This window comes from Agathobaculum sp. (assembly GCF_022775115.1).
In the GTDB taxonomy this organism is placed as follows: Bacteria; Bacillota; Clostridia; order Oscillospirales; family Butyricicoccaceae; genus Agathobaculum.
Genome location: NZ_JALFLA010000037.1, coordinates 1 through 16951, shown reverse-complemented (window position 1 = coordinate 16951; position 16951 = coordinate 1). Strand labels below are relative to the sequence as shown.

Here is a 16951-nt window from a genome sequence, read left to right as displayed (position 1 = left end):
AAAGGAGGAAAACGCCGCTTCACTTGCGGTGCGGCAGTGTGGAGACCTGCCGTAACGCGGCGCGGGCAAGCCCGGCCGCAAGGCCGCCCACCGCACAAGCGGGGCGGCCAAAGTGATACCGCCATGGCAACTGTCGTATTGAACAAAATCAAGAAAATCTATCCGAACGCCGCCAAAAAGCGCAAGAAAAAGGAGGCGGAGAAAAAGACCAACCTGCAAGTGACCGACGAGGGCGTGCTGGCTGTGCAGGAGTTCAACCTTGAGATCGCGGACAAGGAGTTCATCGTGCTGGTCGGCCCGTCCGGCTGCGGCAAATCGACCACGCTGCGCATGGTCGCCGGGCTGGAGGAGATCAGCGGCGGTGATCTGTACATCGACGGCAAGCGCATGAACGACGTCGACCCCAAGGACCGGGATATCGCAATGGTCTTCCAGAACTACGCGCTGTATCCGCACATGACTGTTTTTGAGAACATGGCATTTTCGCTCAAGCTAAAAAAGGTCAGCAAGGATATCATCGAGCAGAAGGTGCGCGAGGCGGCCGAGATACTCGACATCACGCAGTATCTGGACCGCAAGCCCAAGGCGCTCTCCGGCGGCCAGCGGCAGCGCGTAGCCATCGGCCGCGCGATCGTGCGCAACCCCAAGGTCTTTCTGATGGACGAGCCGCTCTCCAATCTGGATGCCAAGCTGCGCAACCAGATGCGCGCCGAGATCCTCAAGCTGCGCCAGCGCATTGATACGACGTTCATTTACGTCACCCACGACCAAACCGAGGCCATGACGCTGGGCGACCGTATCGTCATCATGAAGGACGGCGTCATCCAGCAGGTCGGCACACCGCAGGAGGTATTCGACCACCCGGCCAACCTCTTTGTCGCGGGCTTCATCGGAATGCCGCAGATGAATTTCTTCGAGGCCGAGCTGCAGCTTTCGGAGGACGGATATGCGGTCGCGCTGGGCGGCGTTGCGATACCGATCTCGGCGGAAAAGCAGGCCAGACTGCGGCAAAACGGTATCAAGGCGCAGCCGGTCACGCTGGGCATCCGCCCCGAGCACATTTCGCTGACGGGAGACAGCACGCGTATGCTGCGCGGCACGGTCGATGTCAGCGAAATGATGGGCAGCGCCATCCACCTGCACGTCAATGTGCTTGGCCGGGACGCGATCATCATCGTGCCGACCACCGAGTTGGACGCGAATGGGCACAAAACGGTAAACACCATCGGCCACGCAATCGCGTTCACCTTCAGCGGCAATCTGGTTCACCTGTTCGACCGGGAATCGGGCAGCAATCTCGAAGCCTGAGCATAGCAAAGCGCGGCACGGAAAAGACTTCCGCGCCGCGCCTTTTGCTGTCTGCCAAGAAAGGCGGCGGCCTATCACCGGCGCGCTTCTTTGTCCACGCGCGCCGGTTTGACGGGCTGCGCGGGCGGCCGCTCGGAAAAGCCCTCTCCGAACACCTCGCTCGTCTCGGTCACCATGACAAACGCGGCCTCGTCCAGTTCCTGCGCCGCACGGCGCACCAGATAAGCCTGCGATTTAGAGCAGGCGCAGAGCAAAACGTCCCGCGTTTCCCCCGTGTAGCTGCCCCGCGCCCGTAGCTCGGTCGCGCCCCGGCCGATCAGCTCATTGATATGCCGCGCGATCTCCTCTCCCCGGCCGGTGATGATGATGAGCAGCGCGCCCGCACCGATGCCGTACATGATCTTATCAATCACGACCGAGGTCAGCAGCATGGCGGTCAAGCCGTAGAGCACGGCATCCGCGTTGCCGAACACCGGCCAGCCCAGCAGGATGACCACCAGATCAATGGCCATTGTCACCATGCCGATGGACAGATGCGGGCGCAGCGCTTTGACCGACATGGTCAGAAAATCCGCCCCGCCCGAGGACGAGCCGCGCATATAAAAAAGCGCCGAGCCGATGCCCAGAAAAATGCCGGAGTAGAGCGCCGCCATGAACTGCACGCCGGTGTAGGCCGGCAAACGCGGAAAAACGATATCCAGAAACACGGTGCACACGCACATGGTCTTGATGCTTTTCAGCTCAAAGCGTCTGCCCAGTATCCGAAAGCTCAATAGCATCAGCGGTATATTGAGCAGCAGCGTGGTCAGGCCAATGGGCAGCGCCCACAGATGATTGGCGATAAGGGCAAGGCCGGTCAGTCCGCCCGGCGCAAAATTGCCCATTTTGGCAAAGGTATACACACCCATTGCATAAAAAATCGAACCGATGATGTCATAAGCCAAATCAAGCGCCAGCTCTTTGGCGGTTGCTGCCTTCAAGCCCATCCCCCTCCTCCATGCATCATAACGCGCGCGGGAACGCTTTTATTGTATGCTTTTCTCTCCGTTTCATCCAAGGCCGCGCACGCAGGACTCATATCCGCGCCTTGCAATCGTGCACTGTTGTTGTTAATATAAGGATAGGATACCCGTTTTACATCCGGGCGGTGCGCGCCGCCCCGGCAGGAGGTAGTGCAATGATCCACACCGTAACGCTCAATCCCGCACTGGATAAAACCGCCCGGATACCGGGGTTTTCACCGGGCACGGTCAACCGTGTCACGGCCATGCGCACCGACCCTGGCGGCAAGGGGCTGAATGTCTCCAAGGTCGTTGCCGCACTAGGCGGCACGAGCACCGCCATCGGCCTGCTGGGCGGCGCGACCGGCCGCTGCATCGCAGACGCGATGCATATACCCGGCGTGCTTTGCCGGTTCACCTTTATCGAGGGAGAGACCCGCACAAATCTCAAGGTGGTCGACCCTGTAAAGCATACGAATACCGAGCTGAACGAGCCGGGTTTGACCGTCCGCCCCGCGGTGCTGGATGACATGCTGGCCTCGCTGGCCGAAAGCCTGCGCCCCGGCGATATCATCGTGCTGTCCGGCAGCCTGCCGCCGGGCGCACCGCCGGACACCTATAGCCGGTGGGGCACGGTGTGCCGCGCGCGCGGCGCGCATGTCTTTCTGGACGCAGACGGCGCGCCCCTAGCGCATGGTCTAAAGGCCATGCCGTATCTGGTCAAGCCGAACGAGCACGAGCTGTCCCGGCTGACCGGCCGCGCACTGACCACAGCCGACGATCTGCTTACCGCCGCGCGCAGCCTCATTTCGGACGGTGTGGAGCGCGTGGTCGTCTCGATGGGCGAGGCGGGCGCGCTGTTCGTCAGCCGGGCAGGCGCTTACCGCGCCGAGGGACTGCGCGTACCGGTCGGCAGCACGGTCGGTGCGGGCGACAGCATGGTTGCCGCGCTGGCTTACGCGGCCGAGCAGGGCATGGACGAAACCGATACCATCCGCTTGGCCGTCGCCGCGAGCGCGGCCAATGTGATGTGCAGCGGCTCACAGCCCGCGACGCACGATGCGGTCGAGCAGCTGCTAGCGTGCGTTGTTTTTCACCGGCTATGAAGATATGCGTCGCTCCCCGTGCGGGGAGCGACTGCTCCTCGCTGAGTCCCTGCTGCTGGAAGTAGATTTCAATCCACGCTCCCCGTGCGGGGAGCGACATTTTGACGCGGCGGCAATCAGCGAACCCATAACGATTTCAATCCACGCTCCCCGTGCGGGGAGCGACCTTTGCTCGCGCCGTATTCGGCCTGCTCCTGTGTATTTCAATCCACGCTCCCCGTGCGGGGAGCGACAAAAGATGTTCAGCGACTCTTTGAGCTTAAAAAGATTTCAATCCACGCTCCCCGTGCGGGGAGCGACTGGATGCAGCGGAGCTAGAGCGGCTGCGCCTCGACATTTCAATCCACGCTCCCCGTGCGGGGAGCGACGTTGCTCATATTGGTTTTCCTCCTGTTGTCATTTTATTTCAATCCACGCTCCCCGTGCGGGGAGCGACACACCGAGACCGATGTGCTCAGTCCCACTACGGAATTTCAATCCACGCTCCCCGTGCGGGGAGCGACGCGTCCGTAAGTATTACGCCAGACAGTACTGCAATTTCAATCCACGCTCCCCGTGCGGGGAGCGACTGCCCTTATCGGCCTACCTCATCCACTACCTCACAGATTTCAATCCACGCTCCCCGTGCGGGGAGCGACGCATGGCAGCTACGCGGAGCACGACGTGCAACCGATTTCAATCCACGCTCCCCGTGCGGGGAGCGACAGCAAATATACACAAACTTATATCCTCAGATTTATTGATACTGCACCACTTGCGCCTCTAATTTACCGGCAAACCGCCCACGCATTGCGCGCACTACCCTCCAAAGGCAGGAAAAGTGCAGAATCCCCGGTGCGAACCTGCCAGGAAAACCGCGCATGCTTACCCTTCGCGCGCTCAAATCAGCAGTGTCCCTTCCGGGAGATAGGATACCTTGCAGCCGAAATGCTCGATCTTGCTTTCGTACCGTTTACCCAAATAATAAAACCGCAGACTGTCCTTTTCGGCATCCATGATAGACAGCAGTTTTGCTTGCAGCAGCTTGCACTGTGCCGGCTCGAGCAGACATTCAAACACCGAGCACTGCACCCGTTGACCATAGTTGACGCACTGCTTTGCGATCTGCCGCAAGCGTTTTCTGCCGGCCGCATCCTCCGTATTCACATCATAGGTGATCAATACCAGCATCGTCTCCTCACTTCCACAAAAAGGGCGGATATTCATCCAGATCGCCGCGGAGGCAACGCGCCAAAAGCAACGCTTGCAAATACGGAACCAGTCCCCAAGGGAGCTTTTCGCCCACAAACGGATGCGTCAAAGTCTCTCGCTTGCGCTCCTGCCAGCGCTGTAGGAAGGTGCGCCGGGCATCGCCGGTCAACCATACCCCGCCGCCCTCTCGGTATGTAAAATCCTTTTCCTTGAATATACGGTTATTAATCGTGGTTAATACAAACCGCTCGGCGATGCAGGGGCGCAATTCTTCCATCAAATCCAAGGCAAGCGAGCTGCGGCCGGGGCGGTCCCGGTGCAGGAAACCCACATAGCTATCCAGCCCCACGCTCTCGAGCGCCGCAGCACAATCGTGGGACAGCAGGCTGTACGCGAAGGAGAGCAGCGCGTTGACCGGGTCGAGCGGCGGACGGCGGCTGCGGGTCTGGAATGAAAAAACCGACCGGTCGCCCAAAATTAGTTGGTCCAATACACCAAAGTATGCGGCCGCCCCCGCCCCCTCCTTACCTCGCAAGCTGTCCAGCGCGGTCTCCGATGCGATCTGCGGCAGCAGCGCCTTGAGCTGATCGGAAACCACCGCCAGCCGCTGTCCGTCCACACGCAGCGCATGATCCCGGCGGGTGCGCTCGATACTCCGGCGGGCATTATAAATCTTGCCGAACACCATCGAGCGGGCAATGCGGCAGCTTTGTGCTGGGTCGTCCGCCATGCGGTACTGCGTGCGGCGGAGCAGCACATTGCCGTTCGCCTCGCCGCACACCCGCGCGAGAAATTTACCCTGCGGGGTACAGAACGCCAGCGCAATACCCCGCCGGGCGCAAGCGCCCATCAGCGCCGGCGATGCGCCCGGGTAACCAAAGGAGAGAATACCCGACAGTGTGTGCAGCGGATATCTGGCCACAACCGCCTTATCCCGGCTGGCGACCACATTCTCCCCATCCAGCGATAAATAAACATCCTCTGAAGTGACAAACAGGGTATTGAGCAGCTGTCTCATCATGCCTCCTCCATCGCCTGCCGCAGATATACACCGGCCTGCCCGCGCCGCAGCAGGACGGATAGGCACAGCTCCCGCAGTGAGCAGGCGTTACAGGCTTTGCTCGGCCTTACCTTAGGCGTATGCCCGCGGTGGTAAAGCTGGTGCATCTCCTCCAGCATATCGCGCACCTGCCCGCGCAGCGCTTCGGTTAAGGGAAGCACCGTGCGCCGCCGGGTCTCACCATAGAACAGCGCTCCCTCCGGTATCGTGCAGCAAAGCATCTCCTCGAGGCACATCGCCTGCGCGCAAAGCTGCAATGCGTCGGCATTATGCACCTTGGGTGCGCCCCGTTTATACTCAACAGGGTAGGGCTGCCAAAGTCCGCCTTCACCGTGCAGCGGCACGCCCTGTGGGCTGGCATGGCATTCCACCACGTCGCATTTCCCCGTCACACCCAGACGCGCGGAAAACACCGGCAATCCCCGCAGGATCAGTGTGTCCCCCCTGCGCTCGCGCTGGCTTTCGTCATGCGCGCGAGCGTGGAACAGCCCACCCTCTACCGTGCGCAGATTGTCCTGCCACTGGCTTTCAATATGAATCAGCGCCCATTGCCGGCGGCAAAAGGCGAAATGCTGCAAGCCGGAAAGCGCAAGCCACTCCTCCTCGCGGCAGCTCATCCCATGCGCTGGCAGGTAACGCCCGCCGGCAGGGCAGCTTCATCCACCGTGACCACATAGTCCTGATAGCTGCGCGCAGGCAGCGGGTCGGCGGCGTTCCTTCTGGTTATCTGCACGGTGTCAAACAGCTTCCAAGCCGGGGCGCAGCCCAGCTCGCAATCATGCTTGAAAACAATCAGCTCGCGCACCGCCATCTTGCCGCGTGCGGCCGATCGGTCGTGCTCGAACATATTGAGGATGGCCTCCCACAGCAACTGCAGATCATCCTCCGAAAAGCCGGTGGTCTTGCGAGCAAGGTTCGCCGAGATATAGCCCTCACAGCGGTACAGTCCATAGGGGATGATGTCCTTGCGCCCCATCTCCGTGCCCTTTCTCTCTGCGTCGGCCTCGGTAGTGATGGCCACGCGGGTGATGGTGACCTCCTGCGGCATCACCGGCTCGATGCTGCGCGCAAAGCCCAGCTGTACCGGGCCGCGCACCTGCCCGCAGTTGAGCGCGCCCTTTACAAAGGTGGTCATGACCGCGCCAAAGGTGCGGATGTCATAAAAGTTAGCGCACATCCAGTCGCGTATCTTGCGATCTAGTTCGGGATCGTTCTTTTTCTTTTCCTTTACCGTCTTTTCATTCACATCCAGCTGGACATAGGCTTCGGCGTCGCTGCGGTTGAGCGGTACGCCATCCTTAATGTAGATGCGATAGCCTGCGGCATCCTCCTTGACCATTTCAACATAGTTGCGGATCTTGCGCTTCAGGCACACGTCGGTGACAAGGCCAAGGCCGGTCTCCGCGTCGACACGGGGCATATTGCCCGCGTCTGGGTCGCCGTTTGGATTGCCGTTTTCCACATCAAACAGAATAACGAATTCATAGCGGTTTTTGATGGGTTCAGACATATGATTTCTCCTCCTTTTTCTCATAACGAGCCTGTGTCTGCTGGTAATAACCGATCTGGAACGCGCCCTGCTGCTTCAGGTTCAGGCAGTCGGGAAAATCCTCGTCCAGCCTGTCCATCAACGCGGTCAGCTGCTTGGCATAGTAGACACGCAGACCGTTGTCCATTTTTTTCAGATGCGCCTGCGCCAGCTTAATGAGCGTTGGAAATGTGTAGGACGGGGTAGCGCAGGCAGAACTGAAATACTTGTCCGTAATGGTCGTGTTTATGCCGGGGTTCGCAGCCGATTGGATGGCCTCCAGCATGGAGAACAGCCGCCCGAGATTGTAAGGGATATTGGTGCTTTCAGGGTTGAGAGACACGGTTAAAACCTCCTTTGGTACATCAGCATTGGGGTGTTTCAGATAATACGCCTTCAAAATGGCCGCGCGCCCGCGGGTGACTTTTTGCTCTGCGCGGATGCGCAGGGCGACGCCCACCCGCAGCGTAGCAGGATAAGGGGTATCGGTCAGCACTGCGCGCAGCACCTCGCCGGCCATATTGGGCGCAGGCTTTTTGTCCTGCGCATGTTGGTTGACCGTCTCGGCGAGCAAGCTGTTGATCGACAGTGTTTCGGCCTTGTCAAATGCGGGGCGCACGATTTCCAACCGCGCGTAATGCGCCTGCACGTTTTTTAAAAAGCCGCCAAACGTATTGCGCAGGAAAAACCGTACCGACAGCCGTGCCGCGTTGGGCGACAGGCCGAGAATGTAAAAGTCCATATTGGGGTCGAGCCTTTCGTCCTCATAGCAGACCGCTTGACCCGCGCACAGCTTTTCTACCATGCCCCGCAGATCGTTTTCGCTGTACGAAGCCGCGAACGCGACCAGAAGAGATTGGTACGCCGTCTCGCCGCTCTGCGCCCAGCAGACCACGGTAGCGTCGCCCACCCGATAGACGCGGTCGCGGTCGGCCAGCAGATGGTTGAGCGCGGTGGTATAGGCAAAGGCGGCAAATTTACCGGTGGGGGCGTTCAGGCTCTGTTCCTTTCCGTAGGAGCAAAATGCTGTCCCGTTGAAGGACACCAGCGCGGCGCCGCTCGGCTGTGCGCCCGCAACATTTTTGATGGAGGGATGCACGCTCTCCGCCGGGCAGGTTTCTCCGGTGACCAAACAGACCATCTCCGGCCCCTCGCCCGCTGCCTGATAATACGCATCCCACGCCTGCCGTACCGCCGCGTCGCGGTGGACAAACGTGCCCTGACAGCGAAATACCAGATTTGCACCCGACAATATCTCTTCCAGATGCTCCTGCAGCGCCGGATGTTCCCGCGCCTGCGCGGGCTGCCATGTGCGGAAAAAGGCCAACAGCGCGCGGGCTGCCGGCGCATCCACCCCGTCCAGCAGCTTTTCGTGCAGCGCCTTGCAGGCGGCAAAACGCTTCTGCGTCTGCTCCGGCTTGCCCTTGTTATCCATACCAAGGACATACCCAGCATTATCGCAAAGGAAGTTGGCCTCTATGTTGCTGGCCCTCTTGACTGGCGCGGGCAGCAGCATGGACTGCGGCGCCAGCACGGTCTTTTTACCCCTTGCCTGCTCAGTCTTGACCAGAAGCACTTGCTCCAGCGCGCCGCTCTCGTCAATACACAGCGCGAAGGAGACGCCGACCTGTCCCCAACCGTAGGGCGCGATCTCACCGTGCGCGGCCAGCGCTTGATAATAGTCAGTCAGCGCTTGTAAGATCATCCCCGCACCTCCCCGCTGTCCCGTGCCGGTACGGTCAGCACGCCGTTTTCCAATCTTGCTCGAAAGAACAGCGGGCGAATGTCTTGCAGGTCGGTGTAATCCATGTCATACAGCATCCAGCCCAAGTCCTTTTCGCCCAACAGCTCGTCCGGGCAGGGTGGGATCTGCTCGCACCACCGAAAATGGGCGGGCATCTCCCGGCAGCCAAAGTAGGGCTGGCTGTAACACTGGCCTTTTTTGATGCGGCGCTTGACGATATCCTGAAATTTGCCTGGATTATCGCCCGGCGCGGCCTTGTTTGTCATGTCGAAATGTGCCTCGATGACATAGCGCACATCCCGCAGCAGCAGGGCGGCACGCTGCTGGATATCTCCGGAAGTGCTCAGATACAGCGTGCCCTGTCCACGCTCCATCACCGTGCGGGCAGTGCGCGCGGAGATGGCGCTTTTGACCTCGTTGCGGCGCAGGTTGGTAAACCGGATAGGGGCGCACACATGGATTCGGTCGATCACCCACTGCAATCCGGGGTGCAGGTAGATAGATTCGATTAACCCCCGTGCCGCCGAGGGCGTCATCACATCGTAGCTGACCCGTTCCGTTTTGAGCTCTGGATGCGAGTAGAGGGCATAGTTCCCCCAGACCTCCAGACAGATTGACATGGGCATTTACTCCTTTCGTTTGTCTTTGGTTAAATTTGGATGTATTTACATAATACATTACCAATTCTTAAAAATCAACAAATTTTTCATGTAAAATTTAATAGAAATATCTTGACAGAAATGGTTGCATTGTACTATGATAAATTTGTCAGGCCAGTGCCTGTGAGTTGAAATATGTATAATTTCATACCGGCTTTGGGGTGCGGAGGTATTACTATATACCTCCGCACCAGCCGTTTCCATGCTATTGTGGACTCATACAAACAGTGCTTTTCCGTTATCAGCCTCAAGCGGCAGGCCGGTCTGCTCCCGATACAGCGCGGTGTTCAGCAAAATGGCCGAGCCGTCCTCCAGCACCTCCAAATCGCCCGCACGCTCCAGCGCGGCAAAGTGCTGCGCGTAAACGGACACACCGTACTGCCCCAAGCGGCGGAACAGACTGCGGCTGCGCTCCCCCGCACGCAGGCGTGCCGCGAGCGCCTCACCCTCGCCCAGCGGCACATATACGGTCTGCGTGGGGCTGTCGATGAGCCGAACGCGCGCGGCCACCGTGCGGAAAGGGAGCAGCCTGCTCTTGTCACGCATGGTATGTAAAATGTGCTGCACATCCTGCGCCTGCTCGCCCTTTAGGTCAAGCAGCTGGCTAAAATAATCCCGGATCGCCTCCCGGGAAGCGACGTCACTGTGCTTTGCCATCACCTGCCGCCCCACGCCGACGGCTGTGGCGAACAGCGGCGGCACCTGTGTTTCGCTTTCAAAAACTGTAACGATGCTCTCCTCCGCCGACGCGCCGCCCTCTCGGTTGCACCGTCCGGCGGCTTGCAGAATGGAGTCCAGTCCGGCCTGCTCACGGTACACCGCGGGAAAATCCACATCCACCCCGGCTTCGATCAGCGAAGTGGCCACCACGCGGCAGGTCAGTCCCGCCCGCAGCCGGCGGCGCACCTCCTCCAACTGGGCGCGGCGGTGCGCGGGGTACATCAGCGTGGACAGATGGAAGCATCCCTCACCCGTCAGCCGTGCGAAAACCTCCTGCGCGCTTTTCCGGGTGTTGACGATGCACAGCACCTGCTCTTGCCGGTTCAGCTGCGCGGCCAGCTCCTCCGGGCTGAACCGCCCGACGTGACGGATGGTCGTGCGCCGGAACAGTTCCCAGTCGCACACGGCGGGCGGGCAGAGTTCGACCGCCGTATGCCCGGGCAGAAAGTCCTCAAAAATCGGCGCAAGGGCGGGCTGGGTGGCCGTGCACAGCACAGCCGAAACGCCGTAATACTTGAGAAGCTGGCAAATGGCAAATACACACGGACGCAAATACGACAGCGGCAGCATCTGCGCCTCATCGAAGATGACCACACTGTCGGCAATGCTGTGCAGCTTGCGGCACTGGGACGGGCGGCAAGCGTAAAGCGACTCAAAAAACTGCACCGCCGTCGTCACGATAATCGGCATATCCCAATTTTCCGTTGCCTGCGACAGGCGCACCGTCCGGGGGTCGGCCTCTTCCTGTATGTCATACAGCATATTGGAATGGTGCTCGAGCACGTTTTCTTCGCCTAAGATACCCCGAAAAACCTCAGCTGTCTGCTCGATGATCGAGGTATAGGGGATGACATAGATGATACGCCGCAGGCCGCGCGCACGGGCGTGCGCCAGCGCAAAAGCCAGCGAGGACACCGTCTTGCCGCCCCCAGTGGGCACAGTCAGGGTGAAAAGGCCTCTGTCGCGCTGCTCCCCCTGCCGGATGCACTGCTGCAAGATGGCATTGCGCTGCCGATCCAGCGCCCTCTGGGGCGCACTCCATTTGGCGATATGCGCTTGCAGCCTATCCCACAACTGCGCAATCGTCGCGCCGCCCTGCGCTCTCTCCTCGCCGGTCATGAACGCTTCGGTGTCCAGATAGTCGGCGTCCACCAGACAGGAGTACAGCATCCGAATAAAGAACATTGCCTCCGCAGCATCGTTTTCGCAAGGCAGCCGCGCCGGTGCGGGCAGCGATACCTCGTCCCGCCAAGCATCAGCGCACTCGAGCTTGCCCTGCTCTGCCTTGTTTATGCGTCCGAGAAAGGTCGCGCTCCCCGGCGGGTCAGTCCGCGCGCCGCCATCGGGCAGCCCGCCATGGTGCCCTGCGACGGCAAATGCAGCGCTTACCTGACCGGCTTTCAGGCATTCGGCCGCACCGGCTGTCGCATGATCGACCTTCGGCCCTCCCCTCAGCCGTTTTTGAAACGCTTCGGAATATTTACCGATGTCGTGCGCAAGACCGGCGAGCGCGGCCTGCTCTCCCCCTCCAAACGGCTGCGCGAAGCGCCGCGCCCGTGCGGCTGTTGCAGTCAGATGCGCCAAAACCGTCTGCTCCCGTCCGTCGGCGGCAATATGCGCCAGATATGGCTTGTTCTCCATTGTGCATCTCCTCCACTCATGTGATTATGGGGGTACCTTGTAGCAATCATTTTACCAGCTGCTTTGTCCCATAAACCGTACTTTGTGCAGCCCGGTCTATCTGACCAAGCGCGCGCATCGCGCTGTCCCCCACTGCTGCGCACTGCATCAAAAGACAGCGCGGCTAAAAACACGATAAGGTATCCCCTTTTGTTTGTCAACAGCGCGGAAATCGGCGGCCGTGAAAATCCCTGCCCACGGCTGTCATCGGAAGGCGACGCGCCGCGGCAAAGCAATTTTTTCGACAGTCCGCCTGCACCGAGAAAAGTTTTTTCCTACAAGAGCGAAGAATTTTCTATCGTTATTTTCCAGTCAAGCCGTTACAATAGAGGCAATCCAAGCGGCGTTGCCAAAGACGCCCATAACCCTAATGAATTTGAAGGAGGAACTATGATGAAGAAGAAAATTGCACTGATTCTGGCCGCCGTCATGATGCTGGGCTTGTTTGCCGGCTGCGGCGGCAACCAGCAGACCACCACGCCCCCGGCCAACGGCGGTGATACAGCCGCTGCCGGCGCGCTTGATGTGGCTGTGTTCTATTACAACTATTCCGATGTGTACATCTCCAGCGTGCGCAACGCGATGGACGCTCTGTGGGCGGATGCCGGCATCACCTACACCAACTATGACGGCGCCGGCAATCAGGCGCAGCAGACCGACCAGATCAACACCGCCATCTCCAACGGCGCTAACCTGCTGGTCGTGAACATCGTTGAGACCTCGTCTCCCGACGCTGCCCAGAACGCTGTCGAGGCTGCCAAGACCGCCGGCATCCCGATCATCTTCTTCAACCGCGAGGTTTCGACCGATGTGGTCAACAGCTATGACAAGTGCGCTTTCGTCGGCACCGATGCTCCCGAGGCCGGCCACATGCAGGGCCAGCTGATCGGCGAGTATCTGCTTGCCAACTATGACGCGGTCGACCTCAACGGCGACGGCAACATCTCCTATGTTATGTTCAAGGGTCAGGAAGGCAACGCCGAGGCTGAGGCGCGCACCCAGTACGGTGTAGCGGATGCCAACGCCGTTCTGACCGCAGCCGGCAAGCCTGAGCTGATGTACTACAACGCCGCCGCTGCCGACAAGTATCTGGTTGACCAGACCGGTAACTGGTCGGCACAGGCCGCCAACGACTACATGGCCACCATCCTGCCCGAGTACTCCGAGGCCAACGGCAACATGGTAGAGCTTATCATCTGCAACAACGACGGCATGGCTGAGGGCGCGATCTCCGCGCTGCAGGGCGCTGGCTATAACCTCGGCGACGGCGCGAGCAAGACCATCCCTGTCTTCGGCGTGGACGCAACCGACTCCGCCAAGCAGCTGATCGACGAGGGCAAGATGACCGGTACCATCAAGCAGGACGCTGAGGGTATGGCCTCCACCATCATGAATCTGGTGAGCAGCGTCAACGCCGGCGGTGCGCTGATGGACAACACCGCTGACTTCAACGTTGACGAAGGCGTTGCCAAGATCCGCGTTCCCTACGGCACCTATACCGGCCAATAAGCAAACCCGGAAGGCTTTGGCCCCAGCCGGATAACCAACCGATGAGCGGGGCTGTCAGTTGTGACAGCCCCGCTTTCTTTCAAAGCAAGCGGCCAGCAACCGGGGTCGCTTGCTGTTACGCGGCGGAGCCTCTGCCTGAGACGCGCCCCAAGGCTCGTTTGAGGCGGGCGCTTACGCAAACCATACGAAAACGAAGGAGGAAACGTGAATATGGCGCAGCCGGCATTGTTGGAAATGCGAAATATCACAAAGGAATTCCCCGGTGTCAAGGCGCTGGACGGGGTATCCCTCACAGTCCGTTCCGGCACGGTCCACGCCCTGATGGGCGAGAACGGCGCGGGCAAATCCACGCTGATGAAGTGCCTTTTCGGCATCTATAACCGAGACAGCGGCTCGATTACGATGGACGGAAAGGAAATCAACTTCAAAAGCTCGAAGGACGCGCTGGAAAACGGCGTGGCCATGGTGCATCAGGAGCTGAACCAAGCCCTGACCCGCACTGTCACCGATAACCTGTGGCTCGGCCGCTATCCCAAGGTGGGCGGTATCATGGTCAGCGAAAGTATCATGCGCAAGCGCACCCGGGAAATATTTGACGAGCTGAACGTGCATGTCGATCCCAAGGCCGTCATGTCCACCCTGCCCGTTTCCCAGCGGCAGATGGTCGAGATCGCCAAGGCCGTCAGCTACAACGCAAAAATTATCGTGTTTGACGAGCCGACCTCCTCGCTGACCGAGGCCGAGGTAGAGCATCTGTTCCGCATCATCGACATGCTCAAATCTCGCGGCTGCGGCATCATTTACATCAGCCATAAGATGGATGAGATCCTGCGCATCAGCGACGACGTCACCATCATGCGCGACGGCACTTGGGTGGCCACCCGCCCGGCCAAGGAGCTGACCATGGACGAGATCATCCGCCTGATGGTCGGCCGCGAGCTTACCAACCGCTTCCCGCCCAAGGAAAACGTTCCGGCTGATGTGATCCTTGAGGTCGAGCACCTCTCCGGCAAGTACACCCGTCTGAAGGAAGCCAGCTTCCAGCTGCGGCAGGGCGAGATACTGGGCATCGCCGGACTGGACGGCTCGGGCCGTACCGAGGTACTGGAAAACCTCTTTGGCGTGATGACCAAGGATACCGGCACCATCCGCCTGCACGGCAAGGAGATCAAAAACAAAAACCCCCGGGAGGCCATCAAAAACGGCTTTGCCCTGCTGACCGAGGAGCGCCGCGCCACCGGCATCTTCGGCATACGGGATATCCGGGACAATACGGTCATCTCCAACCTCAAAAGCTATCTGCTGGGCGGCATCTGCCTGAGCGATAAAAAGATGAAAGAGGATACCGCATGGGCGATCCAGGCCATGCATATCAAAACGCCCACCCAGAGCACCCAGATACGCACCCTTTCGGGCGGCAATCAGCAGAAGGTCATCATCGGCCGCTGGCTGCTGACCAAGCCCGAGGTGCTGCTGCTCGACGAGCCGACCCGCGGCATCGACGTAGGCGCAAAGTATGAGATCTATCAGCTCATCATCGATCTTGCCAAGGCAGGCAAGGGCGTCATCATGGTGTCCTCCGAGATGCCCGAGCTGCTGGGCGTGTGCGACCGTATTCTGGTCATGTCCGGCGGCCGTTTGGCCGGCGAGGTGGACGCCAAAAACACCAGCCAAGAGGAAATTCTCACGCTGGCCGCGAAATATGTGTAAGGAGAAAGATTCACTATTAGAAGTCAACCCCAAAAATGAATGGTGGTGGTGAAAAAAGATGGCCCCAAAAGGTATAGCAAAGCTGAGGTCTTGTCGGACCCCTGCTGGCTATTCAAGTAGCTGCACTTATGCCCATTTGCTGTATTTTGCATCGTAGGCTTCGGGCTGTGCCAGCTCCACCAGATGACCGACACACCAGCTGACAACATAGCCGTTTCCTTCAAGGTAGCCATCTTCACGCTTGTTTGCACCCAGCACCTTGGCAATGCTCTGTGCGACTGAGGGTTTCTCAGCCAATACTAATTTCATTCGCATCTGCTCCTTTCCAAAAAAATAAGCAGCCACACACCAAAAGTGCATGACTGCTATGTAAGTATTCTATAATTTTTCCGTTCGCTTTATAATTTTGTTACAGCGACTTATAAATTTTTCTTTCTTATCTACATCGGAAAAATAAGAAAGAAAATCCATTATGGTACAAACCATTGCGCCACCTGTTCCATCTGCATTTTCATCGTGGAAACTCGGCATATTTTTTATGAGATTCTCAATAGGTGTAGTAATCCTCTCTTCCTTTAACTGGAAATACCATTGATCATGCAATTGATTTAATCTTAATGCTGCATTGAATATACAAACACATTGATTATATACTGCAACATCGCTATTATATTGGTATGCAATCTTATAATTTGAGTAATTGCAACTTAGAATTTCCGCTTGTTGTTTTAATGTGTTCGCATTTGAAATTAATTCATTTTTGCATTCAAGCGGAACTCTAAAATCAACCCCAAAATGAGGATAATACTTTTTCAAAAGTTCAGTTTTGCGACATATTTCGGTCTGTATATCATCCCAAAAAAATATAATAACTTCAAAATCTGCATCTATATTTATAATATAATTTTGTGTTTCAACATCTCGATCCAATGATGTCATCGCAACGAATGTCTGAATAGGAAATGGTAAATTCCCGGCTGATGCAATGTCCTTCTTTAACTGTCCTTTTAATTTTTCATACGAACACGCATAATAATTCTTGCATTGTGCTACGATATGAGATGGTTGTGCAGACGAATCAACTAAATCAATTCCATTTTGCTTTTGTCCTTGCCTGCCATATCTTCCAAAAGAACTGTTATATATTATAGCCAATACATCGGCACACATATTCTCAAATTCTTCTGCGGAACGGCTTTTAGGCAGTTGCATAAGCGGAGCTGTCGGCATTTTATTTTCCTCCTTCATCAAATGATATTGTGTTTATTCTATCATGCTTTTAACAAGAAATAAACCTGATATGTAAAGGCAACCCGAAGGTCGCCCCAGGCATCATGCCTGTTCTTGGTTATACGGGTTCGTTGTCCTCATCGTCAGCAATGAAGTCCACATCATCGTCCTCGTATTCCTCGCTGTAGCCGTAGTCCTCATCATCGTCTACATAGTCCGCATCAGGGTCAGGCTTCGCAGCTTCTTTTTCCTTTTTCTTGCCCTGCATCTTCTTAAAGACGAAGAAACCACCGCCGCCGATCAGAGCCACAACAAGCAGAACCACAGGAATCATATTGGTCTTAGGCTTCTCCTCAGGCGCAGTCTCTGTGACCTCAGGCTCCGGTTCCGTCTCGGTCGGTTCTGGAGTGGTCTCAACCACAGGCTCGGTGTACTTGGCAGCTTCTTCCTCGCTCATCAGCATCAGAAGGTCGGCTTCGTCCACCTGATTCAAGAAGTGAACCGT

14 protein-coding genes, 1 pseudogene and 1 CRISPR repeat array are annotated in these 16951 nt (G+C 57.8%); of the genes and pseudogenes, 4 read left to right on the top strand and 11 right to left on the bottom strand.

Annotation, left to right across the window (positions count from 1 at the left end):
* Positions 1–123: 123 nt before the first annotated feature.
* On the top strand, positions 124–1308 hold the full coding sequence (locus tag MR935_RS04875; protein ID WP_290571546.1) for an ABC transporter ATP-binding protein: 1185 nt from the start codon (positions 124–126) through the stop codon (positions 1306–1308).
* Between the two features lie 74 nt (positions 1309–1382).
* Here MR935_RS04875 and MR935_RS04870 read toward each other — a convergent pair whose 3' ends face one another.
* Positions 1383–2294 (bottom strand): YitT family protein, encoded by a 912-nt coding sequence (locus MR935_RS04870; protein WP_290571544.1) that lies wholly within the window; start codon positions 2292–2294, stop codon positions 1383–1385.
* Between the two features lie 191 nt (positions 2295–2485).
* Here MR935_RS04870 and pfkB point away from each other — a divergent pair, with 191 nt between their 5' ends.
* Positions 2486–3415 (top strand): 1-phosphofructokinase, encoded by a 930-nt coding sequence (gene pfkB / locus MR935_RS10790; protein ID WP_442863014.1) that lies wholly within the window; start codon positions 2486–2488, stop codon positions 3413–3415.
* Positions 3416–3480: 65 nt separating this feature from the next.
* Positions 3481–4120: direct repeats of the CRISPR family, unit length 33 nt; unit sequence ATTTCAATCCACGCTCCCCGTGCGGGGAGCGAC.
* Between the two features lie 174 nt (positions 4121–4294).
* Here the strand turns inward: pfkB and cas2 are convergent.
* The 7 genes from cas2 to cas3 form a co-directional block, all read right to left on the bottom strand.
* Complete coding sequence (gene cas2, locus MR935_RS04865; RefSeq protein ID WP_290571542.1) at positions 4295–4585, bottom strand: CRISPR-associated endonuclease Cas2; 291 nt, start codon at positions 4583–4585, stop codon at positions 4295–4297.
* A gap of 7 nt (positions 4586–4592) precedes the next feature.
* Entirely contained in the window at positions 4593–5624 is a 1032-nt protein-coding gene (gene cas1c / locus MR935_RS04860; RefSeq protein WP_290571622.1) for a type I-C CRISPR-associated endonuclease Cas1c, read from the bottom strand.
* Complete coding sequence (gene cas4 / locus MR935_RS04855) at positions 5624–6283, bottom strand: CRISPR-associated protein Cas4 (RefSeq protein WP_290571540.1); 660 nt, start codon at positions 6281–6283, stop codon at positions 5624–5626. The genes cas1c and cas4 overlap by 1 nt, the downstream gene beginning before the upstream one ends.
* A complete protein-coding gene (gene cas7c, locus MR935_RS04850; RefSeq protein WP_290571539.1) occupies positions 6280–7176 on the bottom strand; it encodes a type I-C CRISPR-associated protein Cas7/Csd2 in 897 nt (298 codons plus the stop codon). The genes cas4 and cas7c overlap by 4 nt, the downstream gene beginning before the upstream one ends.
* Positions 7169–8899 carry a type I-C CRISPR-associated protein Cas8c/Csd1 gene (gene cas8c / locus MR935_RS04845; RefSeq protein WP_290571537.1) on the bottom strand — a complete coding sequence of 577 codons (1731 nt, stop codon included), beginning with the start codon at positions 8897–8899 and terminating at the stop codon, positions 7169–7171. The genes cas7c and cas8c overlap by 8 nt, the downstream gene beginning before the upstream one ends.
* Positions 8896–9558 (bottom strand): type I-C CRISPR-associated protein Cas5c, encoded by a 663-nt coding sequence (gene cas5c, locus MR935_RS04840; RefSeq protein ID WP_290571535.1) that lies wholly within the window; start codon positions 9556–9558, stop codon positions 8896–8898. Before cas5c ends, cas8c begins: the two co-directional genes overlap by 4 nt.
* Positions 9559–9813: 255 nt before the next feature.
* Positions 9814–11958: a CRISPR-associated helicase Cas3' gene (gene cas3 / locus MR935_RS04835; protein WP_290571533.1), complete on the bottom strand. Its 2145-nt coding sequence runs from the start codon at positions 11956–11958 to the stop codon at positions 9814–9816.
* A 432-nt stretch (positions 11959–12390) separates the two neighbouring features.
* On the opposite strand from cas3, the gene MR935_RS04830 reads away from it, so the two are divergent.
* Positions 12391–13506, top strand: a complete 1116-nt coding sequence (locus tag MR935_RS04830) for a galactose ABC transporter substrate-binding protein (protein ID WP_290571531.1) — start codon at positions 12391–12393, stop codon at positions 13504–13506.
* A 210-nt stretch (positions 13507–13716) separates the two neighbouring features.
* Entirely contained in the window at positions 13717–15216 is a 1500-nt protein-coding gene (locus MR935_RS04825; RefSeq protein WP_290571530.1) for a sugar ABC transporter ATP-binding protein, read from the top strand.
* A gap of 132 nt (positions 15217–15348) precedes the next feature.
* On the opposite strand, the pseudogene MR935_RS04820 reads toward MR935_RS04825, so the two are convergent.
* The 3 genes and pseudogenes from MR935_RS04820 to MR935_RS04810 form a co-directional block, all read right to left on the bottom strand.
* Positions 15349–15525 (bottom strand): annotated as a pseudogene (locus tag MR935_RS04820) (toprim domain-containing protein); the annotation flags it as partial.
* A gap of 69 nt (positions 15526–15594) precedes the next feature.
* Positions 15595–16446 (bottom strand): hypothetical protein, encoded by an 852-nt coding sequence (locus MR935_RS04815; protein ID WP_290571529.1) that lies wholly within the window; start codon positions 16444–16446, stop codon positions 15595–15597.
* 118 nt (positions 16447–16564) lie between these two features.
* Positions 16565–16951: CD1107 family mobile element protein (locus MR935_RS04810; RefSeq protein ID WP_290571527.1), on the bottom strand; the 387-nt coding region annotated here is incomplete at its 5' end.